Annotated in this window: 27 protein-coding genes; 13 read left to right on the top strand and 14 right to left on the bottom strand. The window is 37.0% G+C overall.

The genetic code is table 11. The annotated features are described in order from the left end of the window. Positions 1–29 precede the first annotated feature (29 nt). The 4 genes from IX38_RS10160 (at position 30) to IX38_RS10150 (ending at position 2712) form a co-directional block, all read left to right on the top strand. On the top strand, positions 30–998 hold the full coding sequence (locus IX38_RS10160) for an RHS repeat domain-containing protein (protein WP_034704472.1): 969 nt from the start codon (positions 30–32) through the stop codon (positions 996–998). A gap of 8 nt (positions 999–1006) precedes the next feature. After that, positions 1007–1357, top strand: coding sequence for a hypothetical protein (locus IX38_RS10155; RefSeq protein WP_034704469.1), 351 nt, complete (start codon positions 1007–1009; stop codon positions 1355–1357). A gap of 148 nt (positions 1358–1505) precedes the next feature. Further along, positions 1506–1877, top strand: a complete 372-nt coding sequence (locus IX38_RS22760; RefSeq protein ID WP_131368659.1) for a hypothetical protein — start codon at positions 1506–1508, stop codon at positions 1875–1877. Positions 1878–2079: 202 nt separating this feature from the next. Beyond that, entirely contained in the window at positions 2080–2712 is a 633-nt protein-coding gene (locus IX38_RS10150) for an IS1 family transposase (protein WP_034704467.1), read from the top strand. 413 nt (positions 2713–3125) lie between these two features. Here IX38_RS10150 and lpxD read toward each other — a convergent pair whose 3' ends face one another. After that, positions 3126–4118 (bottom strand): UDP-3-O-(3-hydroxymyristoyl)glucosamine N-acyltransferase, encoded by a 993-nt coding sequence (gene lpxD, locus IX38_RS10145; RefSeq protein WP_034704464.1) that lies wholly within the window; start codon positions 4116–4118, stop codon positions 3126–3128. Positions 4119–4387: 269 nt separating this feature from the next. Between lpxD and IX38_RS10140 the strand changes: the two genes are divergently transcribed. After that, positions 4388–4906 carry a thioredoxin family protein gene (locus IX38_RS10140; RefSeq protein ID WP_034704461.1) on the top strand — a complete coding sequence of 173 codons (519 nt, stop codon included), beginning with the start codon at positions 4388–4390 and terminating at the stop codon, positions 4904–4906. A 365-nt stretch (positions 4907–5271) separates the two neighbouring features. On the opposite strand, the gene IX38_RS10135 is transcribed toward IX38_RS10140, so the two are convergent. The 4 genes from IX38_RS10135 to IX38_RS22975 form a co-directional block, all read right to left on the bottom strand. Next, positions 5272–5667: a DUF7674 family protein gene (locus IX38_RS10135; RefSeq protein ID WP_034704459.1), complete on the bottom strand. Its 396-nt coding sequence runs from the start codon at positions 5665–5667 to the stop codon at positions 5272–5274. 47 nt (positions 5668–5714) lie between these two features. Beyond that, positions 5715–5846: a hypothetical protein gene (locus IX38_RS23345; protein ID WP_262483441.1), complete on the bottom strand. Its 132-nt coding sequence runs from the start codon at positions 5844–5846 to the stop codon at positions 5715–5717. 81 nt (positions 5847–5927) lie between these two features. Next, positions 5928–6284 (bottom strand): DUF7674 family protein, encoded by a 357-nt coding sequence (locus tag IX38_RS10130; protein WP_034704457.1) that lies wholly within the window; start codon positions 6282–6284, stop codon positions 5928–5930. A 4-nt stretch (positions 6285–6288) separates the two neighbouring features. Next, entirely contained in the window at positions 6289–6450 is a 162-nt protein-coding gene (locus IX38_RS22975; RefSeq protein ID WP_165570724.1) for a hypothetical protein, read from the bottom strand. A 214-nt stretch (positions 6451–6664) separates the two neighbouring features. Here IX38_RS22975 and IX38_RS10120 point away from each other — a divergent pair, with 214 nt between their 5' ends. From IX38_RS10120 to IX38_RS10100, 5 genes are all read left to right on the top strand, one after another. Continuing rightward, complete coding sequence (locus IX38_RS10120; protein WP_034704453.1) at positions 6665–7714, top strand: nucleoid-associated protein; 1050 nt, start codon at positions 6665–6667, stop codon at positions 7712–7714. After that, positions 7714–8868: a hypothetical protein gene (locus IX38_RS10115; protein WP_034704450.1), complete on the top strand. Its 1155-nt coding sequence runs from the start codon at positions 7714–7716 to the stop codon at positions 8866–8868. The genes IX38_RS10120 and IX38_RS10115 overlap by 1 nt, the downstream gene beginning before the upstream one ends. A 35-nt stretch (positions 8869–8903) precedes the next feature. Next, positions 8904–9917, top strand: a complete 1014-nt coding sequence (locus IX38_RS10110) for a nucleoid-associated protein (RefSeq protein ID WP_034704445.1) — start codon at positions 8904–8906, stop codon at positions 9915–9917. Positions 9918–10194: 277 nt separating this feature from the next. Further along, positions 10195–11154 (top strand): hypothetical protein, encoded by a 960-nt coding sequence (locus IX38_RS10105; RefSeq protein WP_034704442.1) that lies wholly within the window; start codon positions 10195–10197, stop codon positions 11152–11154. A 43-nt stretch (positions 11155–11197) separates the two neighbouring features. Continuing rightward, positions 11198–11971, top strand: a complete 774-nt coding sequence (locus IX38_RS10100) for a cyclase family protein (protein WP_034704439.1) — start codon at positions 11198–11200, stop codon at positions 11969–11971. Between the two features lie 100 nt (positions 11972–12071). On the opposite strand, the gene IX38_RS10095 is transcribed toward IX38_RS10100, so the two are convergent. The 5 genes from IX38_RS10095 to IX38_RS10075 are packed head-to-tail and all read right to left on the bottom strand — an operon-like array spanning position 12072 to position 18048. Next, entirely contained in the window at positions 12072–12821 is a 750-nt protein-coding gene (locus tag IX38_RS10095; protein ID WP_034704436.1) for a succinate dehydrogenase/fumarate reductase iron-sulfur subunit, read from the bottom strand. A gap of 13 nt (positions 12822–12834) precedes the next feature. After that, complete coding sequence (locus tag IX38_RS10090; protein WP_034704433.1) at positions 12835–14751, bottom strand: fumarate reductase/succinate dehydrogenase flavoprotein subunit; 1917 nt, start codon at positions 14749–14751, stop codon at positions 12835–12837. Between the two features lie 11 nt (positions 14752–14762). Then, entirely contained in the window at positions 14763–15419 is a 657-nt protein-coding gene (locus IX38_RS10085; protein WP_034704431.1) for a succinate dehydrogenase cytochrome b subunit, read from the bottom strand. A gap of 16 nt (positions 15420–15435) precedes the next feature. Next, a complete protein-coding gene (locus IX38_RS10080; RefSeq protein WP_034704428.1) occupies positions 15436–16866 on the bottom strand; it encodes an anion permease in 1431 nt (476 codons plus the stop codon). A gap of 21 nt (positions 16867–16887) precedes the next feature. After that, positions 16888–18048: a porin gene (locus tag IX38_RS10075; protein ID WP_034704426.1), complete on the bottom strand. Its 1161-nt coding sequence runs from the start codon at positions 18046–18048 to the stop codon at positions 16888–16890. Between the two features lie 556 nt (positions 18049–18604). On the opposite strand from IX38_RS10075, the gene IX38_RS10070 reads away from it, so the two are divergent. From IX38_RS10070 to IX38_RS10060, 3 genes are all read left to right on the top strand, one after another. Then, complete coding sequence (locus tag IX38_RS10070; protein ID WP_034704423.1) at positions 18605–20794, top strand: ATP-binding protein; 2190 nt, start codon at positions 18605–18607, stop codon at positions 20792–20794. A gap of 25 nt (positions 20795–20819) precedes the next feature. Then, positions 20820–21371, top strand: coding sequence for a biliverdin-producing heme oxygenase (locus IX38_RS10065; protein WP_034704421.1), 552 nt, complete (start codon positions 20820–20822; stop codon positions 21369–21371). 116 nt (positions 21372–21487) lie between these two features. Further along, positions 21488–22414 carry a malate dehydrogenase gene (locus tag IX38_RS10060; protein ID WP_034704418.1) on the top strand — a complete coding sequence of 309 codons (927 nt, stop codon included), beginning with the start codon at positions 21488–21490 and terminating at the stop codon, positions 22412–22414. 454 nt (positions 22415–22868) lie between these two features. Here the strand turns inward: IX38_RS10060 and IX38_RS10055 are convergent, their stop codons facing one another. The 4 genes from IX38_RS10055 to IX38_RS10040 all read right to left on the bottom strand — a co-directional run bounded on the left by IX38_RS10055 (position 22869) and on the right by IX38_RS10040 (position 26025). Further along, complete coding sequence (locus IX38_RS10055; RefSeq protein WP_034704416.1) at positions 22869–23381, bottom strand: hypothetical protein; 513 nt, start codon at positions 23379–23381, stop codon at positions 22869–22871. A gap of 20 nt (positions 23382–23401) precedes the next feature. Beyond that, positions 23402–23770, bottom strand: a complete 369-nt coding sequence (locus tag IX38_RS10050; protein WP_034704414.1) for a hypothetical protein — start codon at positions 23768–23770, stop codon at positions 23402–23404. An 861-nt stretch (positions 23771–24631) separates the two neighbouring features. Next, on the bottom strand, positions 24632–25369 hold the full coding sequence (locus IX38_RS10045; RefSeq protein ID WP_034704413.1) for an SDR family oxidoreductase: 738 nt from the start codon (positions 25367–25369) through the stop codon (positions 24632–24634). 71 nt (positions 25370–25440) lie between these two features. Beyond that, positions 25441–26025, bottom strand: coding sequence for a TetR/AcrR family transcriptional regulator (locus IX38_RS10040; protein WP_034704411.1), 585 nt, complete (start codon positions 26023–26025; stop codon positions 25441–25443). Positions 26026–26208: the final 183 nt, after the last annotated feature.

The following is a 26208-nucleotide window of genomic DNA, read 5'->3' as shown; positions in this document are numbered from 1 at the left end:
TTGAAATATCAATACTCTATTTTTTAAAAATGTCAGGCGTTCTTGAAATAGTTGATGCCAATGATTACTATCCTTTTGGGATGAATCATCTGAAAACGGGAACGGCTTTCTTTGGACAGAGCAGTTTTAAAAACTTCAAATTTGCGAACAAAGAATTGCAGGAATTTGGATTTTATGATTTTGGAAACCGTCTGTATATGGATGATATAGTAAGATGGGGGGTAATAGATAATAAGGCTGAAAAGTATCTTTCTTATTCGCCTTATCACTATGCAGGAAACAACCCTATCTCCAATTTTGATATAGATGGTAATGAGTTTACCCCCGAAGCTTGGGAATATGTAAAAAAACTGATTGCGGATATTGATAATAGACAAGCGAAGAATAATGCTGAAATTGCAAAATATCAGGCGAAAATTGACGGTGGGGGTAAAGAAAGACAGATAAGAAGTTGGGAAAGGAATGTAACAAACTTGCAGGATAATAATGCAGAATTGGAATCTGCAAGAGGTGAAACAGCAGTTTTAGCGGGCTCTAATCAAATGTATGATATTAGGCCTGATGATTCTTATAGTAATAAAAATGAAAGTGTTTCTTATACTGGATTTAGTTTTATCAGTGGAAAGATAATTATAGGTCTTTCAAAGAATGCTGGAATGGAATTGCTGTCTCATGAACTAAGACATGCTTACCAGTTTGAAATTGGGGAGCTAGGCTTTATAACTCCTGAACTAGATAAAATAGGCACTCAATTTCTTCATGACAAAACTGATGAAGTTGATGGGTATAGACGAGGTAGCTTTTTTGGTGGTAGTACATTTGGAGTCAATGATTTACCAGAAGAATATAAAAACTTACCCAAAGGCTCCATCAATATTAAAAATAACCCTCAAATAATAAAAGCATTGAGTTTGCCTGAAGGACAAAGAGAACAAGCATTACAACGAATTGCTAATGAGGGAAAAGTATTTAGAATAGGAAAAAAAACATATAAATAAATCAAATAATGAAAAAAATTAAATTATATATCTGTGGAATTATATTGATCTCCTTAACCGATTGTACACCAAGTATTAAAGTTCCAAGTAAATATGGGCTTGGTGAACACCATCTTCGTTATCGTCTAGATCTTAAAAAAGATAATAATTATGTATTTGTGTATTTTCCTACTCTTGAAAAAACAACAGGGAAATGGTCAGAAAAGAGTGATAGTTTATTCTTAAATTCTGAATATAAAAGTTCTTTAGAAAATGAAAAAGATAGTGTAGTTTACAATGAAAGACAAATTTATATTATAAAGAAAGATAAACTTATTAATCCTGAAAATAAAAAATTTTATTTAAAGCGTCAAAAATAATTTGATAATATAATTTTAGAGTGTTGAAAATTCAGCACTCTAATTTTGTCTGAATCATAAAGAGATCAGCCATTACAGAGGGTTACCAATGAAGGAAAAGACTTTAGAGCAAATGGAAGAACATATTATAAAAAATAAAAATTAGACAATGAAGAATCTTATTACTTGTATTATTAGTGTTTTAATATTATATATTACTTTAAATTCCTGTAAGTCAAATAGTAATTTATTAGTATCAAGCAAATACTTAAATAGTTGTTTTTATACTGATGCTCCTGCTTCAGTATTGTATATCAAAAAAAGTAATCGTTTCATTCTCAGGAGTATCCCGTCTTACGAGAAGCATATGGGAAAATGGACTGTAAAGGATGATACATTATTTTTGAATTCTGAATATAAAAGTTCTTTAGAAAATGAAAAAGATAGTACTGCATTTAATGAAAAATACACTTACATTATAAAAAATGACAAGTTAATCAATCCCAATAACGAAAAATGTTTTTTAAAGCGTCAAAAATAATATGTTAGAGTGTTGGTTTTTCTAAGAGTGAGAAAGGTGTAAGTATCTCTTATACTGCAGTTGGTTTTGAAAGCGGTAACGTTTCAAAAATGTTGGGTTCCATTATTAATCAATATTAAAGAGAAATAATAAATATTAATTTTACAGAATAGAGTGATCGTTTGGTCACTCTATTTGTTTTTTAATAGAAAATTGAGTCCTTATGCAGGTAAAAGTTTACTCATGTGTCAAATGTGTTGGTGATGATTTTATAAAATATGGCAAAACTAATTATGGAAAGCAATGTTATCAATGTAAGTTCCGTAAAGCTATAAGTGTTTTACAATATTCTTATAATGCTTATAAAAAGGACATCAATACAAAGGTCATTCAGCTAACTAAAGAAGGCATGGGGATAAGAAGTATTGCGAGAATATTAAAAATTTCAACAACTACTTTACTTAAAAGAATTGTTGCAATTGCCAATAGTATCAGTCAACCTCTTATTCCATATTATCAAACCTATGAATTAGATGAAATGAGGTTTTTCATCAGAAAAAAATCTAATATGATGTGGTTGGTATATGCCATTAATAAAAGCACCCAAGAGATTGCTGGGTTTTATATTGGTAGGAGAAATAACAAAACGCTGAATTCTGTTGTTAAAACTTTGGTCACTTCCAAAGCTAAAAAAATTTATACTGATAAACTCAGAAATTATCAATATTTGATTCCAAAGGAAATTCCCCCGCTGGCGCGAGCTTGTAGCTCGTGTCCCGCTATAACACAAAACCCACTGCAATTGCGGTGGGTTTTGTGTTATAGCGCTGCAATATTTTTAATTTTCAGCGCCTGAATAAAACCGTTCACCACAGAGAGGATTCAGGATCAAGCTTTTCGATGTCGTTAAAACGGTTGAGTATTGCAGGATCTTTAAAGATGTTTACCTCTTCTGTTTCCATTTCAAAAAAATAGAGCTTCTATAGAGTATATTTTCAGAAGAAATAGTATTATCCAAAATAATTTATTTGAGGTCGCAAGAAGGGAAAGGATGCGAATATGGTGAGTTGGCTGATTACAGATAGAATTAATTGGAATATTTACCAAACAAATTTTACAGCTTTGCAAAGTTTGTACCCTCCGCTACCGCACGATTGCATTGTGCAGCAGATAACAAAAAAACCGCAATTTCGGAACGTACCAAAAATTGCGGGTTTTTATATTTTGTAATATTAAGCCTTGTAAATAAAAACAGAAAGCCTGGGTTAATCAACCATTGGCAGCCAATCTTTTAAGAGCAGCCCATTGTTTTAGGGTGGTACGTGCTTCGGCAGCAGGGTATCCAAGATAGGTTTTACCTGCCGGTACATCTCCCGCAACACCAGATCCTGCACCTATAACGGCACCACTGCCAATAGTAGAGTGGTCTTTAATAGAGGCACTTCCGCCAATAACAACACCATCACCCAGGGTAACGCTGCCGGCAAGACCACTGTTACCTGCCATAATGCAAAACTTGCCCAAAACACTGTTGTGACCTATCTGCACAAGATTATCTATCTTACAGCCGTCGCCAACAATGGTAGAGCTGAATTTACCACGGTCTACACAGGCATTAGCTCCAATTTCTACAAAGTCACCAATAATGACATTGCCAATTTGCGGAATTTTTGCCAGTCCTCTTTCCGGACATGGTCTAAACCCGAAACCATCGGCACCGATCGTTGCATTGGGGTGCAATATTGTATTTTTACCAATGTGGCAGTTTTCTCTGATCACAACACCGCTCCATACCGTACTGTTTGTCCCCACAGTGCTATGATCTAAAATCGTAGCATTAGGATAAATGGTTACATGATCGCCTAATTCTACCTTAGGGCCAATGTATGCACCAGCACCAATGCGCGTGCCTTTGCCAACAATAGCAGTGGGGTGCACCCATGCAGACGGGTGAATATCTGTATCAAATTGCGGATAAAGTGGCGCAAATAATTCCAGAATCTGACACATGGCAAGGTCGGCGTTACTTACTTTTATAAATGCCCTGTTTTGCCCGGGTTCAATAGAGATATCATGATTGACAACAGCTATCGGGGCTTTACTGTCTGCCCAGAATTTCTCGTATTTTTTACTGCCTATAAAAGTAATTTGGTGGTTGCCGGCATGTTCTATTTGCTCCGGAGAGGATACAGAATGCGAAGTATTTCCTACGATATACCCTTTTAGCAGGGTATTGATTTCTAATACTGAAAATGATTTCATACAATTTTTTTTAGGATCCGCGCCGGAATCAAGTGCTTATGCAGGAAAGTACCGTAAACGAAGCTGAAAGATAATGATATATATTGATTGTTCAATAGATTAAATTTAGTAAAACAACGCTGAAAACGGAAAATTATTTCAATCAACAATCATTTCTCCATAACTGTGGCGTTAAATCATATGGATCAGGCAGATAATCTTATACTAAACTAATGCTAATCAGAAGAAAAATAACTAAATTAGTATCAGTAAATCAAACTAAAATTTAAATGAAATTTTTTAAAGTGATCATAGTGGCTTCCTTATTTCTGTTTCAGCTCAGTGCTGCCCAGGAAAAAGCAGATGTAGAATTGAATAAAGCCCTTACAGAGGCGAAAGCTCAGAAGAAAAATGTCCTGCTGGTATTCCATGCTTCATGGTGTGGCTGGTGCAAGCTCATGGAGAAAAATATGAACCTTCCCGAAACAAAACCTATTTTCGATAAGAAATTTGTCACCACATACATTGATGTTCAGGAAAGAGGAGAAAAGAAAAAGCTTGAAAATCCCGGCGGCCAGGAACTGATGAATAAATACAAAGGACAAGATGCCGGACTTCCTTTCTGGCTGATATTAAACCCGGAAGGAGAAGTGCTTGCAGATTCTTTCGACAGTAAAGGAGAAAATCTGGGATCACCTGCAACCCCGGAAGAAGTATCGTCATTTCTTGCCAAACTCGAAAAAAGCTCTAAGCTGAATAAAGATGAGCTTCAGACTATTCAGAAAGTCTTTGTGAAAAAAGATAAATAAAAAACTCCCCCGGCAATTTGCCGGGGGAGACTGTTTTCAGATCAAATAAATGCATGAAAGGATATTTCTGAGATCTGATTACACATCGTCAAAATTTGTTATACGTTTCAGCAGAATATCATTCCGGCAGGTTACTGAAAAACCGTTTCTGACATTCTGATATTGTTTCAGGAATAAATAAAGGAAAATATTTTCATCAAAAGTTTTACAAAAGTAAACATTTTACACCATATAGTGAAATATATAATGGTAAAATATCTGCAAAGCATAATAAATGTTCCCGGGCTCAATAAATTTAGAAAAATAAATAAAAAGCTCCCCCGGCAAAAATGCCTTAGGAGCCTATTTACAAATTAAATTATTTCTTACTTCCCGAAAAAGATCCGGTCCTTTTTCTGCTGTTCATTGTAGACGATCTGAAAACTGTCAGGCATACGCTGATAAAGAAGTTTCCACTGCTGGATCTTAGTATGCTTTTTAAAACTTTCAAGGGACCTTACAAATAGGTTTTCGATCACGGTTCTCACATAAGAATCACCGTTTCTGTAGATCCAGTCCATCAGTTTGATGTGGTGGGCTACAATATAGATCTTCGATTCCTGCAGCATATCCTTCAGATAATTGATGGTAGCCTGAATAACACCGGCAAAGTTTTCCTGTACAGATAACTGGGTGATTTCCTTTCGGAGTGGAGGATAGAAAAATTTTAAGTATTCAACCGCTATTTTTTTATTAATAGACTGCATTTGTACTTTCATCATAATTAATATTTTTCAGTATTTAGCTTGCAGCGAAATGTGTACCAAATTTACAGCATGGCAGCAAAAATAAAAACACCTATAATCACGGCAATATGAGTAAGCAATAGCCCTGTATTGTGCCTGTTGGTCGTGATTTTCCAGGTTTTCCAGTCTGATGTTCTTCTGATTTTTGTTTTCATAACATATTGATTTTTAGTGGATTTAATTTTGAAAAGAATTTTGATTTTGTAATGAAACAGGTGAAAAATGTAATGAAAGCTTCAAATACCATGATTGTAAATCTGTCTCGAATACGTCTGCTGCAGTTCCTTTGAAATGTGACTGAAGATCACTTTTCTGTATTCTCCACCGCAGAAAGCGGTAAAATTGTCCAGGGAATAGATGAAAATTCCCTCTACTGCATTTTTTAAAGTCATATCTCCGTTCGTGTAAATTTTGTCCATCTTTTGGAGGCTTTTAAATAAAATATGCCTGTCATTCTGTCGGACCATACTTTTGATACGTTCTGTAAAAATCCGGATCACGCTGTACGAGTTCTGCGGCGTGTTTTCCGCAAGTTCATTTTCAAAATCGGGAATGATCTCCGTAATTTCCCGGACGGCTTCTGAATAATTCATATGATTAATGATTTTGTTCTAAAATTTTAATGATGGCTCCCAAAACAAAAACGGTCAGAAAAGCCATGAGAAGCAAATGATAAGGTTTCAGCCACTTCGGGGTTTCCGGTCCTCTGCTTTTTAATCTTCTTAACTTGTCAATGCGGTTTAAGGTCTTCAAGTCCATTGTGTATGTTTTGAAGATAATGAAGCCAACGGCGTTCCTTTGATGTTGTTTTGGATTTAACTATTTAAAAATCAATATTTTGTGTAATTTATAGCAGGTCATGCAATCAAAGAAACCCTGTCAAAATGATAAGATTTTTATCAAAACGAAATCTAATTATGGTTTCCTATACAAAATTTGATTCTAATTTCTTTATTTTAGTAAAAAAAACGAAATGCCAGAAATAAAACAGAAAGGTCATGATATTAAAATAAAAAATATTATCATACACCAAATTATAAAGGAGCCATCAAAAAATGTTAAGGAAATTAAAATTGCTAAGAAGGCTTTGGAGATTTCTAAAAAGGAAGTTTTTTTTATTGCTGACATTAAAAAATCTTTTTCAGGAACAGGAAAAACTTATGGAATATTTGAGGAACAAAATGAATCATCAATATTTGAAAATTTATTACATAATTATATTACTGAAGAATTAGGTTTTTTGGAAATGACCCAAGAATTAATGCATCAATATAAAAAAATATTAGATAATACAAAGCCTGCTTCGGGAGGGTTCCTAGTCTTTGCAGATTACTTAAATACAACAACTAATAGTGAATACTTTTTAGTTTTGGCAATAAACAATAAAGAAGGCTATTTTTTTACTGAAGATTTAACTTTAAGCGAAATTGAAAGTATTGATTTAAGTAAAATTGATGTTGCATCATTAATAAATGTTTCTAGATGGCAGGAGTTTAAAAATGGTAATGAGGAAATAGACACATATTTATCATTTAGAAGTGGATTGAAAAATATATCTCAATATTTTCAATATTTTATAGGTTGTGCAGATAGGACAACGAAAACTGCAGGTTCTAAAAAATTGGTTACCGCAATTAAAGATTATCTAAATGATAAGATTAATGATAAAAATGAACGGGATAAATTATTAGATAAAATAAAGTTACATTGCCTTGAAAATGATAGGAATGGAAAAGGTGTATTTCTTAATGACATTTCAAGAATTATCGATGAGGAAAATACTGAAGATTTTGCACATTTTGCTTCAGACGAAAAATATTCTGTTAATCCTATAATTAGTATTGATAGGAATATCATTAAGCTTTTGACAAAAACAAGATATAAATCGAAAAACGAGGATTTTATAATTGAGTTTGATAATACATTAATTGGCACAAGAATTAAATATGATGAAAAAACAAATTCAATGCTAATTGAAGATATACCTCAGGAATTAGCAGTTCAAGTAAAAAAACATATGTAATGTTAGAATTTTTGATAAACCTATTTTCTTTTAAAATAAGTGAAACGTCTAATTTATGTACGTTTTCATTTTTCATAACAGAATCTGGACAAATAGAGTTATTAAAAAGAATCGAAATTGATAATATCTTCGATGAAAAAGGTTCAGAAGTTTTTGGTACAGATTTAATAATTGGTAAAGAATATAAATTTGATTTATCTTGGACATTATTGAGAAGCCATAATTTTTATACAACTTGTGATGATTTTGTAAAATTTCATACTAAAGATAAAAGTAAAGAGTTTTATATTTTAGAAATTAATTGTACAGAAAAAAGCATAAGTAATTTTTTTATAAAAAACTACAATGATATTATTTCAATAAAAGAATTTATCATAAATATTTCAAATGATGATATTGATAAGAAATTGCTAATTTATTCAGATAATAGGTATTTGAAAATTTATTATGAATTTACTGCAGAAATCTTACCAAAAAACAAATATATTCTAGTCGAAAATTTGTTTGAAAAGTTCATTGAAGATTATGATAAATTGTCAAAAGAAATCAAAGTGATTTTCAAAAGTGAGCTTATAAGTTTTTTAGAAGAAGTAAATGAGAAGGAAAAATTTAAGTATTTATTTTATAATTTCTCTGATTTTTATGAAAAATGTATAATAGGCTATGAATATTATTTAAGGAATTTTTCCTATAGTAAAGTAAAAACGGAATTGGATAATTCTGTTCTAGATTTTTCAAAGAATTTAAGAACTGTTGTTAATGATTCTCAAAATAAATTAATTATAATACCTGCAACAATAATTTTAGGTTTCACTGCTTTTGATACTAGTGAACCATTTAATATTAAAAATATATTCGTGATTGCTTCATCTGTGTTTTTTGCTTTTATGATGGATTCTTTTATTAAAAATCAAAAGTCTGCTCTAGAAATAATCAAGACAAATATTGATAATTATAAAAATATATTTTTAGATAAAAATAAAAGTAAAATTTTAAGTTTAAATAACATGATATTGAAATCTTTTTTGGAAACTGATAATGAATTAAACAGACAAGAAAATTGGATGTTAGGAATTAGAATTATCAATTGGATTATACCAAGTATGTTGTTTATTTTTCTTTTAAGTTTGATTTATAATATGCATTCGCATTAAAAAAAATTATCTTTGCACTCCAAATTATTCAGGACATGTTTTCAAAAATTATAGTACACAGAGTAGGAAATAAAATCAACGGAGAATCTTTAACACTGTCTCAGGAAGAGCTGAAACTGGAAGAAGGAATGGCAGAGCTGCTTGAAGATTACTTTTTAGGCTCTTTTAAATCAGAAGAGACCTTCAATTTTTACAGTGACACTTATTTGGTCAATAATCCGGTCTACAGTTCCGTATCTGAGATCTTTGAAGACAAAGCAAAGTTCCTTTGGGAATCTGAAAATATCGCCAAACATCTTTTTGAAGCAGCGGAGAATCCAAGAGTTCAGGGTGGAGAGCTGTTTATTGTACTTTTTGAAGAAGAAAGCGACCGTCCGGATAAAGTAGACAAGATCGGGATCTTTAAGATGGAAAAAAGAGAATCTTTCCTCAAAATTTCTCCCCGGGAAGAAACTTTTGACATTGAAAAAGACCAGGGAATCGGTCTGTCCAAAATAGATAAGGCAGCTTTAATCTACAACAATAACAAAGAGACCGGGTATGTACTTTCTGTAGTAGACAACAACAAAAACGGAGATATGTATTACTGGTTTGAAGATTTTCTGAAAGTAAAACAGCGTGATGACGAATATTTCCACACCCAGGAAGCTTTGATGGTCTACAAAGACTATATCACCAAGCAGCTTCCGCAGGAATTTGAAGTATCAAAAGCAGACCAGGCCGATTTCTTAAATAAATCCATCAATTTCTTTAAAGAAAAAGAAGAATTTAAGCTGGATGAGTTTGCCAGTGAAGTATTGGGAGATCAGCACGTGATCGAAAGTTTTGTGAATTTCAAAACCGATTACGAACAGGATATGCAGGTGAATATTGCGGAAGAATTCCCTATCAGTGAAGCGGCCGTAAAGAAAACCCAGCGTCATTTCAAAAGTATTATCAAACTCGATAAAAATTTCCATATCTACATCCACGGCGACAGGCAGAAGCTGGAAATGGGCGAGGATGACAAAGGAAAATACTACAGACTTTATTTCGATAAAGAAGTGTAAAGGAGACCATTAAATAATCGGATTAAAGTTATTGGAATCCGGAAGAGGTAGGGTGGAAGTTACTGTTAGGTTTACTGTTTCTGACGGTTGTATTCAAATTTGATGAAGTAGTTTTTAAAGAACAGTAAAACCGGGTTATCGTTGTTTTTTCAGACCTCAATAACTTCCCTCTTCGAGCTTCAGACTTCATAACTTATGAAAAATAGAACTATTTTATCCCGAATTCAGATTAAAAAATAATATCATAACTTTATATCGCACCGCAAAATAAACAGTTATGAAATTTATGATCATTTTCTGGACCCTTTATATGCTTTTTTTCTGCATACCGTTTCCGATCTTTATTTATATGACGATTTCGGAAATGACAACAGAACCGAGAAATACATTGGCAGTGAGCTATGTATATCTCGGTTTTTCTTTGCTTATATGGATTTATGTTTTAACTTTTCTGATCAACCATCTTCTCATTAAAACCTTTAAGGAAAAAAATACCATCAGCCGTATTGTACAGAACGGAATTCCGAGGGAAGCTGAAATTACAGACTATAAGCTTGTAAAATATAATCCAGGGACCCATATCAATCTGATCCATATTGTCCTTTCCTTTAAAAATCTCAGTGACACGCTGATCCGGCATGAAATGATGTTCTATGATACAAAGCCACAGGAAAAAAGATTTGATGTTGGAAAAACGGTTAAAGTTCTTCTGAATCCTGATACTTCCAGGGAACCTTATTTTATTCTAAGCGGGGCACAAACCAAATTTAAAGTTATAAATATGATCATGAGGATCGTATTTGTGGTATTCATGATCGCTTATATCATAGGACTTTACAGTTATTTTTACCTTAGGGAATCATTTGATTTCGGATGGAGGTTTCTTACTTTTATGCATCCGATTATTTTCAGTGGTGTTATGTTCCTCTTAACCTTATTGGTATATAAGCTGATCGTTGGAAAATTCGTGAAGAATAAAAAAGAAGAACGTATCCTTTTTGCCGGAAGAAACGCACAGGCGCAGATAATCAGCGTAAGCCAGACCGGACTTACCGTGAATGACCAGCCACAGATCATGTTTCAGGTGAGCTTTAAAGATTATAAAGGCATTGAGCACATTGCAGTCTGCAAAAAGATCATAACCCTTCTGGATCTTTCATCTGTACCAAAACAGGGCACCATTGAAATCATGTATGACGAAAACGATCCTAAGAAAATAACGATACCCGGATTTTGATCCGTCTCTTTACTTTTTTAATCTTTCTCAATATCTTTATTCCATGAAAACAACTATTATCGACCTATCGAAACCGATCCAGTATAATGCCGGAGATCCCTGGTTCATGAGGGTTAAGATCAGGCACAAGTCGCATAAAAAATCGCACTGGCTGATCCGCCTGGCATTAAATCTTCCGTTCAGGCTTTTTCCAAAAAACTGGACAGGATGGGCAGATGACTCCATCAAAAATATGGGACTTCATGCCACCACACATATTGATGCTCCCTGGCATTACGGTCCTGTTGTAGAAGGAAAACCAGCCAAAACGATTGATCAGATCCCTTTAGAGTGGTGCTATGGCGACGGTATTGTCATCGACTGTACCCACAAAGAAGATTTCGCAGCAATCACCATTGATGATCTTAAAAAAGATCTGGATAAAAACGGAATTTCTATTCAGGAAGGAAATATTGTCCTGATCAGGACAGACCGTGATAAAATGATGGGAACTCCGGATTTCGTAGAAAAAGGAACAGGAATGAGCAAGGAAGCCACCGAATGGCTGATTGATCAGGGTGTGAAAGTAATGGGAATCGATCAGTGGGGATGGGATCTTCCGTTAAAATATATGGCCAAAAAAGCAAGAGAGCTCAATGACCCCGAATATTTCTGGGAAGGCCACCGTGTCGGTATAAAAAAAGAATACCTGCATATCGAGCAGCTTACCAATCTCAGTGCATTGCCTCCTTCAGGATTTAAAGTCAGCGTATTTCCATTGAAAATTGTAGGCGGTTCTGCAGCTCCGGCCAGAGTGGTAGCCATTATGAACCCTTAAAAATGAATAGCATGTGACTTGAAACTGGAAGAGGGGGCCGGAAGTTATCCTTGTCAAGGTGCTGAACCTTGACAAGGATGTTCAAGGATACTTTTCAAAATTACTTTTTCCTGAAAAACAGCGCTCTTCCGTACTCATAGTTCATTCTCGCAATATTCAGCACAGAAATTCCCTGAGGACATTCCACTTCACAGGCTTCCGTATTGGAACAGTGCCCGAATAACTCTGTATCCATTTGGCTGACCATATTCAGCACACGTTCGCTTCTTTCCTCTTTACCCTGGGGAAGAAGGACCATATGAGTGATTTTCGCAGAAGTAAATAACGCCGCACTTCCGTTTTTGCAGGTGGCAACACAGGCTCCACAGCCGATACAGGCAGCAGAATCAAACGCTTCCTCGGCTATTTGATGGGTAATGGCAATAGCTGTGGCATCAGGAGCCTGACCCGTATTTACAGAAACAAACCCGCCTGACGAAATAATTCTGTCAAAAGCCGAACGGTCCACTTTAAGATCTTTTTTTACAGGAAAAGCTTCAGCACGGAAAGGCTCGATTAAAATAGTTTCACCGTTCTTGAAAGACCGTAAGTGAAGCTGGCAGGTTGTTGTATTTTTTAAAGGTCCGTGGGCAATTCCGTTGATCATCATTCCGCACTGTCCGCAGATTCCTTCACGGCAGTCATGATCGAATTCTACAGGTTCGTCGCCTTCAGTAATGAGCTTTTCATTTAAAGTATCCAGCATTTCCAGGAAAGACATGTGGGGATTCAGCTCTTTCAGGTCATAGCTGACCAGTTTCCCTTCGCTTTGTCTGTCTTTCTGTCTCCATATCTTAAGATGTAAATCCATAATTTTCTGTTTTTTATTTGTAGCTTCTTACTGTGGGCTGTATTTCTTCAAATATCAGCGGTTCTTTGATCAGTTCAGGTTCTTTGTTTTCACCTTTCCATGCCCATGCGGAGATAAACTGATACTCAGCGTCATTCCTTAGAGCTTCTCCGTCCGGGGTTTGAAATTCTTCTCTGAAATGGGCACCGCAGGATTCGTTTCGGGTTAAAGCATCATAACACATCAGCTCACCGATCTCGAAATAATCGGCAATGCGGCCTGCTTTTTCAAGTTCCGTATTCATCGTATCTCCTTGTCCGGAAACCCGTACATCCCGGTAAAATTCCTGTTTTAGTTTCCTGATTTCTTCGATAGCATATTTCAGACCTTCTTCATTTCTGGCCAGCCCGCAGTAATCGTATAAGAGTTTTCCCAGCGTTTTATGGAAATAGTCAACAGTTTTAGTGCCCCTGATGCTTATAAAATTCAGAATCTGTTTTTTAACAGCATTTTCGGTGGCTTCAAACTCAGGACCATCCGCTGAAATTTTTCCTGTATGGATTTCATCGGCAAGATAATTGGCAATGGTATAAGGTGCGATAAAATACCCGTCAACAGAAGCCTGCAGCAGTGAATTGGCTCCCAGCCTGTTGGCCCCATGATCCGCAAAATTAGCCTCACCCAAAGCAAAAAGTCCCGGAATAGTGGTCATCAGCTCATAATCTACCCAAAGCCCACCCATCGAAAAATGGGCAGAAGGAGAGATCATCATCGGTTCATTATAAGCATTGTATCCTGTGATCTTAAGGTACATATCAAATAAATTTCCATATTTCTCCTGAATCTTTTCCTTTCCCTGTTCTCTGATCGCTTTGGAAAAATCAAGATAAACAGCATTTTTCAGTGGCCCGATTCCATAACCTGCATCAATTCTTTCCTTGGCAGCACGGGACGAGATATCTCTCGGAGCCAGGTTTCCAAAAGCAGGATACCGACGTTCCAGATAATAATCTCTTTCGTTTTCCGGAATATCATTAGGTAGTCTGGTTTCATCAGCTTTTGAAGGAACCCAGATCCTTCCGTCATTACGCAATGATTCTGACATTAAGGTTAATTTGGACTGATAATCTCCGGACTGCGGAAGCGAAGTAGGATGCACCTGGATCCAGCTTGGGGAAGCCATTAAAGCTCCTTTTTTGTGAGCCCGCCAGATCGCAGAACCATTGCATCCCATCGCCAGGGTTGACAGGTAATAAATTTTTCCATAACCTCCGGTTGCGAGAACAACAGCATGAGCAGCATGTCTTTCAATTTCTCCGGTATCTAAATTCCGTACAATGATTCCCCTTGCTTTACCATCGATCATGACCAGATCGAGCATTTCATGTCTGGAATACAGCTGTACGGTACCTTTTCCGACCTGCCTCATCAGTGCCTGATAGGCTCCCAATAGCAGCTGCTGTCCCGTCTGTCCTCTTGCATAAAACGTCCGGCTCACCTGAACACCACCGAATGAACGGTTGTTGAGATAGCCGCCATATTCACGTCCGAAGGGAACACCCTGCGCCATGGCCTGGTCGATGAGGTTTAAAGAACATTCTGCCATCCGGTAAACATTGGCTTCACGGGCTCTGAAATCTCCGCCTTTCAGGGTATCGGCAAACATTCTGTAAACGCTGTCCCCGTCATTTTTATAATTTTTAGCGGCATTAACACCGCCTTGTGCTGCTACGGAATGCGCCCTTCTCGGGCTGTCCTGGAAGCAGAATGATTTAACATTGTAACCCATTTCACCCAGAGAAGCAGCAATAGAACTTCCTGCAAGCCCGGTTCCTACGACAATAATGTCCAGCTTTTTACGGTTGGCAGGATTGACGAGCTTAGCTTTCTTTTTATAATTATCCCATTTTTGTTCCAACGGGCCTTGTGGTATTTTTGAATTTAAAATCATGACTTTTCTGTTTAATGGGCTGTAAAGAATATGTAAACGGGCATTAGAGCAAAACCTATACTGATCATGACTGAATAGACAATTCCGGCGGTTTTGAACCATTTGACAAATTTAGGATGATACAATCCGAGTGTTCGGGCTGCACTGTGAATCCCGTGGATCAGATGATAGCATAAAGCTGCCATTGATATTACATAAATGATGACATACCACCATTCTTTGAAAACAGCCACTACCAGAATGTACAGATCTTTATTTCCATTGTCATCCAGTGGTGGATTTCCAAATTTGTAGACATACCAGAAATTCTGAAAGTGGATCACCAGAAAGATCAGGATCAGAGTGCCGAGAATTCCCATATTCCGGGAATACCATTGGCTGGCTCTTCCACGCCTTTCCGACTGATAACTACCTCCCGACTTTTTATTTTTTAAAGTAATGATCAGTCCATCCAGAGCATGCAGGATAATACTTGCATACAGTACATACGAAACCATTTTGATCAGGATATTTCCTGACAGAAAATGCGAATACGCATTAAACTGCAGATGGGCCTGCTCCGGTGGAAGAAACAGCTGGAGGTTTCCCAGGAAATGGATCAGCAGGAAGAAGCTCAGGAACAGTCCTGTAAGGCACATCAGCATTTTTCTTGACAAGGTTGACAGCATATTTTTTATTTAATGATTAATAATATCCTAAAACTTTCATCCAAAGTCCTCCGACTACCATGTAGATGACGAGTAACACGATCCCGATTTCAAGACCCCTCAGCCACCAGGCTTTAAGCTCGACATAGCCACTTCCGTAGAATACAGGAGCCGGACCGTGGCCGTAATGGGTAAGTACCCCGTAAATTGAACCTAAGAAACCAAGCATCATCGCCAGCAACATCGGTGGAATTCCCAAAGAAACACCAACTCCTAATAAGGCCGCATACATAGCTGCCACATGAGCTGTTGCACTTGCGAAAATATAATGGCTGAAGAAATAGACAACAATAATCACCGGAAAAGCAATCTGCCAGCTTAATCCGCCTATTTTTACTTTAATCAGGTCACTGAACCAGCCGATAAAACCGAGTTCATTTAAAGAACTGGCCATCATCACCAGAACAGCAAACCAGACAATCGTGTCCCAGGCTCCTTTTTCACCTTTGATGTCTTCCCAGGTCAGCACTGAAGTAAGCAGCAGCATGGTAAGTCCGATGAAAGCCGTCGTAGTAGCATCTACAGATAATGTTCCTCCGAATATCCAAAGGGCTAAAAGAATGAAGAAAGCCAGCAGCATCAGCCATTCGTTTCTGGAAATAGGTCCCATTTCTTTTAATTTCTGTGCAGCCATTTTCGGTGCATCACCTGTTTTTTTCAATTCAGGCGGATATAATTTGTACAGAACCAACGGAACTACAAAAAATGCAACCAATCCCGGCACAAAGCCAGCTGCAGCCCATGACATCCATGTAATATTAATTCCTAGATTTGCTGCAAATTTCTGACACATCGGGTTACTCGCAGTTCCGGTAAGGAACATGGAAGAAGAGATAAGGTTCATGTAATAACTGTTCAAAGTAAGGAAAGCGCCAAGTTTCCTGTGGGTTTCCGGTTTCTCAGGAACAGAATCGAAGCTTATTGCCATAGATTTCATGATCGGGTATATAATTCCTCCTCCTCTTGCTGTATTACTCGGAATAGCGGGAGCCAGACAGACATCGGCAAGTCCAAGCCCGTAGGCGAGTCCCAATGAGCTTTTACCGAAGATCCTGATAAATAAAAACGCAATCCGGTTTCCAAGTCCGGTTTTAATAAATCCTCGGGCAATAAAGAATGAGATCCCGATCAGCCAGATCACCTTATCCCCGAATCCGGAGAGTGCTTTTGTGATGGATTTTGCTGCATCTCCGGGAGCGGCCACCTGGCTAAGCGCTGTAAACGCAATAGCCATCATACACATGGTTCCCATAGGAGCCGCTTTAAGTATAATTCCCAAAATGGTGGCTGCAAAAATAGCAAACAGATGCCATGCATTTTCTGCGACCCCTTCCGGAGCCGGAATAAACCATATGATCAGCGCAACGGCAAATGTTATCGCGATATTTCTGATATTAATTTCTTTCATGATCTATAAATATTTAAGCGGTTAAAATCTACTTTGCACCTGAACAATGAATAAATTGTTGTTGTATTGTGATGTGTTTTCTACCTGATGTTTGTAACGGTCGAACTGTACGCCCAATTGGATTCTTGCTCCGTAATTTTTCAGGAATTCCAGTCCGAACATTGGGGTAATGGTCTGTCTTGGATTGGAATTCAGTCTGAAATTGGGATCGATATATTCATAACGGCATGACAGTTCAAAAGCGCTGAGATTCTTATGGTTGATCTCATACCTGACGTTCGGAAGGAAATAAGCCCCACGGATCAGATACTGGTCAGGATTGGAAGATCTCAGTTCCGGATCGATGGTGTTGTACAGGACGTGATTGGTTGCCTGTTTGGCTTCCAGCTGCATGTCCAGGCTCCATTTAGGGTCAAACCGGATCAACGAACTCAGATCAATACCTACTGCATACACTTTTTTGCTTAAAACTTCACCGATACCTCCATTCAGGCCGACATTTAAATTATATTTTTTTGACAGTCCGAAAACCATTCGTGTAGAATACTGCTTTCCGTTATCATTATCATTTATCTGGTTTTTCCCGTTGCCGTTAACGGCTGAAACAGCATACTGAAAAGGAATTTTGCCCAATTGAAGCTGTCCTGTTGCAGAAATCCCGATCTGGAAGCTTGTCCAGCCCAGTTTTCCGAATTCCGTATACTGGTTGGACCAATCCAGAGACTTGATGACATCTATAGGGTAGGTCTCTTCAATCCCGAACCAGGGCCTGAACTGTCCGGCAGTAAAGGCTAATTTGGAATTGAACGTATATTTCAGATAAGCATTTTCAAGGACCCTGCTTTTAGGATCATTTTTAAAATCAGCGAGATTGGCAAGGGCTACGACTTCGGTTCTTTTGCTGATCTGCGCACGTACCTGAACCCTCATGTATTTGAGCATGAAATTATTGCTGGTCCCTGATCCGTCCGCATGATGCAGACCGTTCACATCGACATCTCCGGTCATGCCTACGAGGTAACGTGCCTGGAAAAGACCTTTGATCTGGAGTACGGGATATTTCACTTTGTCTTCTTCCTGCTTATTGGGCTGGAGTGAATCCTGAATCTGTGCGTTAGCTGAAAAAGCAGCCAATAAAGCGCATAGTAACAGACTTCTCTTTTTTGTTGAAAAAAGTGTCATGGTATTTGGGGTGTAAATTATATTATTTAAAGACCTAAGAATTTAGGATAGCTGATTTCTTAAATCTTTTGGCTTCTGTTCAGGGGTGAAATGATTCAGATCTATTGACCGGATAGTTTCACATCATAGCAGCCTCCGATTTTCTAGTGTGCGAATAAATTAAGGGGAACTTTTTCATAGTTAAGTTATCTGAGATTAAATAAGAAATTAATAGAAATAATGTAAAAAGGATAAATTATTTTTAATTTCATTCATTATTTGGTGATATAAATTTAATCAATTTTACTTAATTAACATAATTATTTTAAGGGTTAATGTGAAATCATGTGATGAATCATAATGGAGAAATTAAACTTGCCCTGTCCTAATTTTTTTAGTATATTATCAGTCAGAGCACTTTATCAGTATCAAAAAGGCAAGGGCATCCTGACTGGAAAATAGGGATTCTTGTCCAATAATTGCCGGAATGACGGTGTTTTAAAGAGTTCTGATATTTGATACCACAAAGTAATATGTCGTTAAAAAAATCGTTATATTTGATTGATCAAAGAAATATATGAATTTTGTAGAGTGTCATGAGGAACCCATCCACATCCCTGGGTATATACAAAGTTTTGGATATCTGATTGGCATTGATGCAGGATCTCATTCCATTACTTTTTTCAGCAGGAATATTACGGATATATTCAAAATCGAAAATGCGGACGGGCTTTTTGACAAAACTCTTACGGATTTTCCTGAAGCCTTTCAGTCTGTTATCAATTCGGATCTTTATAATTCTTTGAGAGACTTTACAAAAAGAGAAAACGAAACCCATTTTGATAAGGTATTCATTAACGGAAAAGAGTATCATTTTTCTGTTTTCAGAGGCTGTCAGCATATTTTCCTGGAATTTGAAGCGGTACTGGAGAATCCCAACAAGCGTATTTCTAATAAATACGACAATTTTTACGTCATCGACAATGAAAAGGAACTGTGGGAACAATTGCTGAGTACGCTTTCTAAAATCGTGAATTATGACCGGATGATGGTTTATAAATTTATGATGGACGGCTCCGGAAAAGTGATCGCGGAAAAAAGGGATGATAATATGGAAAGTTATCTGGGGCTTCATTATCCTGAATCTGATATTCCAAGACAGGCCAGGGAACTTTATTTAAAGAAAAGGAAAAGAATATTCAGTGACGTATATGCCGAAACAGTTCCGATTGTAAGCAGATCCGGAGAAAACATTGATCTTACTTTCGTGGCTTCGCGGGGAATGTCGCCTGTTCATGCCCAGTATATTAAAAATTCCGGAGCTACTTCCAGTTTCAGCGTATCTATTATTATTGATGATTATCTCTGGGGACTGGTGACCTGCCAGAATTCTGAGTTTAAACATATTGACCTTGAAGACAGGGTACAGGCCGGAATTTTTACAGCTTTGGCTTCCAATGCCTATTCTTCATTCAAATCTAAAGGTGAACTGAAATACCAGCTGGAACTGAATGAGAAATCTTCGCAGCTGAAATCTGAGTTTTTAAAACATAATAACCTGTTCGATTCCCTTGCGGATAATAAAGGAAAGATCAGAAAACTGCCTGAAGCGGATGGCCTTGCTATTATTTCGGAGGGAAACACAGTCACCGTGGGAGTGGTTCCGGAACATGGGACGATTGATGCTATTGCGCACTGGGCCCTTGAAAATATCACGGAAAGTATCTTTGTGAGCAGGAGTTTCCTTAAAGATTATGGGAAAGAACTTAAGCTGGATGAAAACGCAGCCGGAGTGATTATTTATTTTATAGAAAGAAGCAAAAAGGAAATGCTGATCTGGTTCCGTAAGGAGTTTGATGAACACATTAACTGGGCAGGAAATCCTGAAAAGAAAATTGAGGTATTAATGCAGAATGGAGAAGAGAAAAAAATTATCTCCCCAAGGACTTCTTTCCATATTTTCACGGAAAATATCAAGGGAAATTCAAAGAGATGGAATTCCAGGGATATCAGTTCGGTACGGGCCGTCCGTGATGTAATTCTTGAGACTTCACACAAACAGTATAACGCCATCAAAGCACTGAATAATGAGCTGAGAAAGGTAAATGAGGAACTTGACAGTTTTTCATACACGATTTCCCATGATCTGGGAACGCCCCTTACCGTGATGAAGCTGAACGCACAGATGCTGCTTTCCAATTTTGAAAAAACGGAAAAAAATAAAAATAAGCTGACCTCCATTGTTGAGGAAATAGACAGCATGGCGGAAATGATGCATGATGTACTGCAGCTCAGCCGTGCCAAGCACAGTGAAATAGAGCTGGAACGCCTGCAGCCCGCCAATATGATCCGGAAAATCTCGGAAAATGCAAAGATCACTTTCGAGAGCCACAAAAGCGATATTATTATCAAAGAATGTCCCGATGTACTCGCAGATAAAACGATGCTTCACCAGGTGTTCCTGAATATTATTAATAATGCCGTAAAGTATTCTTCCCACCGTGATGAACCTAAAATTGAGATTTGGGGCGCTGAAGAGAACGGAAGCATAGTGTACAGGATTTCAGATAATGGAATCGGAATTCCGGAGGAGGAAAAGCATAAGATGTTCAAGATCTTCAACAGGATGGACAATGCGAAAAAATTTAAAGGAAATGGGATAGGACTGTCCATTGTACACCGAATTATGAAGCGGATTGGAGGAAGTGTGGATTATGATAGCAATAAAGAAGGAACTTGTTTTATTTTAACGTTTAAAAAGCCGTAAATTTGGGAAACTTAAAACCTTATTTATGGTATCAGAGTATCTTAAGCAAAATACAGCAGAATATCACGATGCTGCGGAAAAACTTTTCAGTTCCGAAAAAATTTTTAATAAAACCTTCACACTGGAAGATTACAAAAAGATCATCAATACGAATTATCTGATGCTTCTTCACAGTGAAGATAAAATATTCAGAAGTCTTTCTGATAAATATTCGGAAAAACTTCAGCTCAATGAAAGAAAGAAGCTTTCGCTTATCGAGAAGGATCTTGAAAGTCTTTCTCTGGAAAACCAGACGGTGTCGCACGACCTTCATTTTAATAATGAACATGAAGCTTTAGGAGCTATGTATGTTATCGAAGGCTCTACTTTAGGTGGAAATGTGATCGCCAAGCAGCTTTCCAAAACGGAAGGCTTCGATAATGTAACTTTCAATTTCTTCGGATGCTACCGGGAGAATACGGGGCCAATGTGGAAAAACTTCAAGGAGGTTCTGGACACTGAAGTTACTGAAGAAAATTACAGCGATGTCCTGTCAGGAGCAAAAAAGCTCTATACGTTTTTACTGAACGTCAATTAATTTCCCTGAACCCTAATTAAATTCCTGAAAAATTGCCCACATTTTCAGGAATTGTTAAATTTGGGCGTTTCAATTTTTAGACTGAACTAAAAAATAATTTAAAAAAAGTATACAATATGAAAGTAACTGTAGTAGGTGCAGGCGCTGTAGGAGCAAGCTGTGCAGAATACATCGCAATGAAAAACTTCTGTTCGGAAGTAGTTTTAGTAGACATTAAAGAAGGATTTGCTGAAGGTAAGGCAATGGATTTGATGCAGACTGCATCGCTTAACGGGTTCGATACAAAAATTACCGGAACAACAGGAGATTACAGCAAAACTGCAGGTTCTCATGTAGCTGTGATCACTTCAGGGATCCCAAGAAAACCTGGAATGACGAGAGAAGAGCTTATCGGTATCAATGCCGGTATCGTGAAAGAAGTTACTGAAAACCTGGTAAAACATTCTCCGGAAGTAATCATCATCGTAGTTTCCAACCCAATGGATACTATGGCTTATTTAGTGCACAAAACTTCAGGTCTTCCTAAGCACAAGATCATCGGAATGGGGGGTGCATTAGACTCTGCAAGATTCAAATACAGATTGGCTGAAGCATTGGAAAGCCCTATCTCTGACGTAGACGGTATGGTAATCGCTGCACACAGTGACACGGGAATGCTTCCATTATTAAGCAAAGCGACAAGAAACGGTGTTCCAGTAACTGAATTCTTAAGTGATGAACAACAAAAATATGTAATCGAGGAAACTAAAGTAGGTGGAGCTACACTGACTAAATTATTAGGAACTTCAGCTTGGTATGCACCTGGTGCAGCCGTTTCTGTAATGGTTCAGGCAATCGCTTGCGACCAGAAAAAAATGATCCCTTGCTCTTTAATGCTTGAAGGTGAATACGGACAAAATGATATCTGCTTAGGGGTTCCAGCTATTATCGGAGCCAACGGAGTAGAGAAAATCGTAAACGTAACGCTTACTGCAGATGAACAGTTGAAGTTTGCTGAGGCAGCTAATGCTGTAAGAGAGGTGAACGGAGATCTTAAGTTTTAATTGATTTAAGCTTTATATATCAGTTCAGCGCGGCCGGAGGCCGCGCTGAACTTTTTTGTTTCTTTATGCGTTATATAAACTCATGTGAAGTATTTCGGCGCGGCCAAAGGCCGCGCCGAAATACTTTTTATAACAATTCTGCTGTTTTACAGCCTTCAAAACCCTAATAAGCAATTGATTTCAAGGTAAGAATTAAAACTAAACACAACAAGGATTTCATAAGCATTCAATTTTAAAATTTAACAAAGCTATTTTACTTATAAATAGGTGCGCGCAGATATTTTTAACATAATTAACAACGATAATTCCTCTGAAAGAATAGGGTGCAGAAAAGCATGGTTAAGCTTCAAATGTTATTAATCCTCTGTATATTTTTCTCTGAGATATTTCCTTTTTGATCTGAAAAAAGCAGGCCCAATAGTTGAACCTGCTGTCATATTAAATGTAATTTGTATTAATTGATGAATACAACCACATTATTTCCTAAATAGTTCCATGTTGCAGTAATGCCGCTTACCGTTGAGCCGGCAAAAGCTCCATGATGGCTGTCAACATAGCCGCAGTCCCTTCCAAGATGTATCATTTCACCATTTGAAAAATTAAGACGTAGTGATTGCCACGAAGTAGGAGTGGTGATCACAGATGGAACAGTAATTCCTGCAGATACATTATAGGTCTGGCTGGGAATTCCTATCGCGTCTGAAATTACCGCCCATTGATTGATAGCAGGGGTTACCAGATGGCTGGTATTATATTGTGAATAAACCACTGTGGATGCCGGGGCTAATGATGTTGCAGAATTGCCTTCTACGATGGGCTGGCAATCTATAGGATAACTGTTGTCATTGGTGCCTATCAGATTATAACTGACACTATGGATAGAGAAGTTATAAATAGTCATGCTTCCTGTCTGAGCGTATGCTAAAGTTCCGATTAATAGTAAAAGGAATAATGAAATATTTTTCATATTGAATTAATAATTAAGGTTTATAAAGAAGAATTCGTGTAGTTGTCCTGGAAAATTTCCATAGCCCATAATATAGTTTTGGTCTTATCCCCATGGGTAGCTTTTTCAATTTGTTCATCCTTTACTCCTGTAGATTTGATGAGGGACTTTGCGGCAGGAAGCAGAATGTCCTTTCTTTTTTCACTTAATTGGGGAAACTGATATTCAGAATTCTGTTTTTCTTCGCTCATAGGAAGGTTTTTAGAAGTGTTCACGGTTGTGATGGCACGTTTGAAATTCTGGACAGCTTCTGTTTTTAGATTTTCCTGGGCGACTGTTGGAATGCTTTCATTGTTGCATGAGGTCAGGAAAAAGAAACATGCAATAGCAAACAAGAATGTTTTTTTCATAGTAATTAATATTGTTTTTAGTTCATCATAAATATATAAAAAATAAAATATATTTCAATATTTAGTGATAAAAATACTGTAGTTTTTAATTATTGTTTATTTAATTATCGTTAATAACGGTTATTTTTTGATTGATTCAATTTCGATTGCGCTAAAAAATACCTGCCAAAAAGGTCCCGACTATATTTTACCTACAGATAAATCCATCATTAATTGCTTCTTTTTCTTGTATTTTTCTAAATATTTCATTGTACTGATACTGTATTACAGCATTCACGTATCTGCAATAAAAAAGAGCGGTAAAAACCGCCCCCTTATTTATCTAACAAAAAATTTCTAACATTTTATTATAAATTTCTTACTGAAAATCTTTGATTTTCCTGCGCCTTAAAACATCCATACAATTTAAAACTTTGCGTCTTTGCGATTTTCCAACAAAGCAGTTTAAAAAAAATCAAAAAATAAAACGTCCGAATCCTCTTCCACAAATGCTTTTCCCCAATAAATTCATCTCCGGGATTATGTTTTATCATTTTAATTTATAGTTGACTAATATAGAATTTTTTTTAATACACAGATGCGTGATTTAATAAATATTACTTAAAGCCTGTTTAAATTTTTAAAATCTCGCTGATTTGGCAGATTACGCATATTTTTTATAACTGAAATAAATCTGCATCATCCGCAAAATCTGCGAGAGAAATATATTTCTTAGTAATTATTTCTGCATCATATCTTATTGAATAAAATTTAAAAAGTCTCTAAGATTTATCAATAAGAAGTTTTTGATCATGAATATCAACGAAACTGCGGGAAAATAATGATTTCTTCCCGCAGTTAAAGACCAATATATAGAACCGGTTATTTATTCATCACACTGAAAGCGCCTTCAGAACCTGCGAAGAAGCTGTTATACAGAACTTCTGTGTTTCCTACACGGATCTCATAAGTATCGTTAGTAAGCCCATTGATCAGACTGTCTGCTACCTCTGAAGCCGGAATACCATTCTCCTTTCCTCCGATCTCTGCTGAAAAATCGGTATTGACGAGTGGAGGCATCAGTTCAAAAACTTTAATGCCGCTGTCTTTAGCCAGTTCATGACGTAATAGCTGTGTGTAAGAATGAAGAGCTGCTTTGGAATCAGAATAAGTGGGAACATCGGAACCCGGGGCCAATGCTACAATAGAAGAAACGTTGACAACTGCTGCATTTTCCTGCTCTTTCAACAGCGGAAGCAGTTTTTCCGTCAGGCGTATTGGCGCGAAATAATTCGTTTCAAATTCAGCAGAAGCTTTACGGTAGGTATCCGAATGGTCAGAAAGCGTGTAAGCATAAGCATGTCCTGCATTGTTGATGAGAATGTTCAGGCCGCCGAAGTTCACTTTTATCTCTTCAGCGAGACGCTCTATGTCCTTTTCGCTGGTAATATCAGCCTGAATGGTGAAGATATTTTCATGACCTTCTGCCGCTGCATCAAGCTTTTCTTTATTCCTTCCTGCAATAATAATTTTGTTGGATGCGCTAAGCGCTTTTGCAATTTCTAATCCGATTCCTGATCCTCCGCCAGTGATAAGAATTGTGTTGTTGGTAATGTTCATGACATTTTTGGTATTAAATTAATAGATATTTTTGTTTTTGTACCAAGTGGTACAAAATTAGATAAAAAAATTTAGTTTATTATTTTAAGATTCATTTCAATAATGCTTCTAAGGATTTCAGGTGAGCTTTCCATTCTTCTTGTGACATGGATCCCGTTCCATAAATTGCTGAGATACCACCCGATAACTTCCGGATCCTCAGTGCTGGTGATCTGTCTGTTTTTCTGTGCGTTTCTGATGGTTTCAGCAAACAGAGACTGTAATTTTTTCAGCAGTTCGGCAGTAATTTTTTTTATTTTATGGTCCTTCTCAGAAAGCTGTACCAGGGCATTTCCTAAATAGCAGCCACGCTCTTTATCACAGTCAGAAGCATCAGCAAGATTCAAAAAAAACTGTTTGATGAATTGTATCTTGTCCTCAGAAGCAGAAATACTGTCTGAAAATTTTTGGTGAAAATGATCTGCAAACTGGGTAATCGAGCGGACATAGAGTTCTTGTTTCCCCCCTTTGAAAGCAAGATAAAAACTACCTTTCCCGATACCCATCGCACAGAGCAGTTCTTCAGCAGAAGCCGTATCATAGCCTTTGTCCCTGAAAACTTCAGTTGCTTTTTCTACAGCTTCCTGTTCATTAAATATTTTAGGTCTTCCTGCCATTTGGATTAATTTTCTGGAACAAAGGTATGTTATTGTACCATTTGGTACAAAATAAAAATATCAATACATTTTATAGTTTCTGTCGATCAAAATATACACCGAATTTGTTTAAACTTTTTTGTTGGAAAATCGCAAAGGCGCAAAGTTTTAAATTGTATGGATGTTTTCAGGCGTAAGAAAATC

Origin of the sequence: Chryseobacterium luteum (assembly GCF_000737785.1) — a bacterium.
In the GTDB taxonomy this organism is placed as follows: Bacteria; Bacteroidota; Bacteroidia; order Flavobacteriales; family Weeksellaceae; genus Chryseobacterium; species Chryseobacterium luteum.
This window is presented reverse-complemented; position numbering and strand designations above follow the sequence as displayed.

Coding starts and splice junctions, on each gene's coding strand:
- IX38_RS10160 (WP_034704472.1), top strand. CDS start 30: ATGTCAGGCGTTCTTGAAATAGTTGATGCCAATGATTACTATCCTTTT.
- IX38_RS10155 (WP_034704469.1), top strand. CDS start 1,007: ATGAAAAAAATTAAATTATATATCTGTGGAATTATATTGATCTCCTTA.
- IX38_RS22760 (WP_131368659.1), top strand. CDS start 1,506: ATGAAGAATCTTATTACTTGTATTATTAGTGTTTTAATATTATATATT.
- IX38_RS10150 (WP_034704467.1), top strand. CDS start 2,080: ATGCAGGTAAAAGTTTACTCATGTGTCAAATGTGTTGGTGATGATTTT.
- lpxD (WP_034704464.1), bottom strand. CDS start 4,118: ATGAAATCATTTTCAGTATTAGAAATCAATACCCTGCTAAAAGGGTAT.
- IX38_RS10140 (WP_034704461.1), top strand. CDS start 4,388: ATGAAATTTTTTAAAGTGATCATAGTGGCTTCCTTATTTCTGTTTCAG.
- IX38_RS10135 (WP_034704459.1), bottom strand. CDS start 5,667: ATGATGAAAGTACAAATGCAGTCTATTAATAAAAAAATAGCGGTTGAA.
- IX38_RS23345 (WP_262483441.1), bottom strand. CDS start 5,846: ATGAAAACAAAAATCAGAAGAACATCAGACTGGAAAACCTGGAAAATC.
- IX38_RS10130 (WP_034704457.1), bottom strand. CDS start 6,284: ATGAATTATTCAGAAGCCGTCCGGGAAATTACGGAGATCATTCCCGAT.
- IX38_RS22975 (WP_165570724.1), bottom strand. CDS start 6,450: ATGGACTTGAAGACCTTAAACCGCATTGACAAGTTAAGAAGATTAAAA.
- IX38_RS10120 (WP_034704453.1), top strand. CDS start 6,665: ATGCCAGAAATAAAACAGAAAGGTCATGATATTAAAATAAAAAATATT.
- IX38_RS10115 (WP_034704450.1), top strand. CDS start 7,714: ATGTTAGAATTTTTGATAAACCTATTTTCTTTTAAAATAAGTGAAACG.
- IX38_RS10110 (WP_034704445.1), top strand. CDS start 8,904: ATGTTTTCAAAAATTATAGTACACAGAGTAGGAAATAAAATCAACGGA.
- IX38_RS10105 (WP_034704442.1), top strand. CDS start 10,195: ATGAAATTTATGATCATTTTCTGGACCCTTTATATGCTTTTTTTCTGC.
- IX38_RS10100 (WP_034704439.1), top strand. CDS start 11,198: ATGAAAACAACTATTATCGACCTATCGAAACCGATCCAGTATAATGCC.
- IX38_RS10095 (WP_034704436.1), bottom strand. CDS start 12,821: ATGGATTTACATCTTAAGATATGGAGACAGAAAGACAGACAAAGCGAA.
- IX38_RS10090 (WP_034704433.1), bottom strand. CDS start 14,751: ATGATTTTAAATTCAAAAATACCACAAGGCCCGTTGGAACAAAAATGG.
- IX38_RS10085 (WP_034704431.1), bottom strand. CDS start 15,419: ATGCTGTCAACCTTGTCAAGAAAAATGCTGATGTGCCTTACAGGACTG.
- IX38_RS10080 (WP_034704428.1), bottom strand. CDS start 16,866: ATGAAAGAAATTAATATCAGAAATATCGCGATAACATTTGCCGTTGCG.
- IX38_RS10075 (WP_034704426.1), bottom strand. CDS start 18,048: ATGACACTTTTTTCAACAAAAAAGAGAAGTCTGTTACTATGCGCTTTA.
- IX38_RS10070 (WP_034704423.1), top strand. CDS start 18,605: ATGAATTTTGTAGAGTGTCATGAGGAACCCATCCACATCCCTGGGTAT.
- IX38_RS10065 (WP_034704421.1), top strand. CDS start 20,820: ATGGTATCAGAGTATCTTAAGCAAAATACAGCAGAATATCACGATGCT.
- IX38_RS10060 (WP_034704418.1), top strand. CDS start 21,488: ATGAAAGTAACTGTAGTAGGTGCAGGCGCTGTAGGAGCAAGCTGTGCA.
- IX38_RS10055 (WP_034704416.1), bottom strand. CDS start 23,381: ATGAAAAATATTTCATTATTCCTTTTACTATTAATCGGAACTTTAGCA.
- IX38_RS10050 (WP_034704414.1), bottom strand. CDS start 23,770: ATGAAAAAAACATTCTTGTTTGCTATTGCATGTTTCTTTTTCCTGACC.
- IX38_RS10045 (WP_034704413.1), bottom strand. CDS start 25,369: ATGAACATTACCAACAACACAATTCTTATCACTGGCGGAGGATCAGGA.
- IX38_RS10040 (WP_034704411.1), bottom strand. CDS start 26,025: ATGGCAGGAAGACCTAAAATATTTAATGAACAGGAAGCTGTAGAAAAA.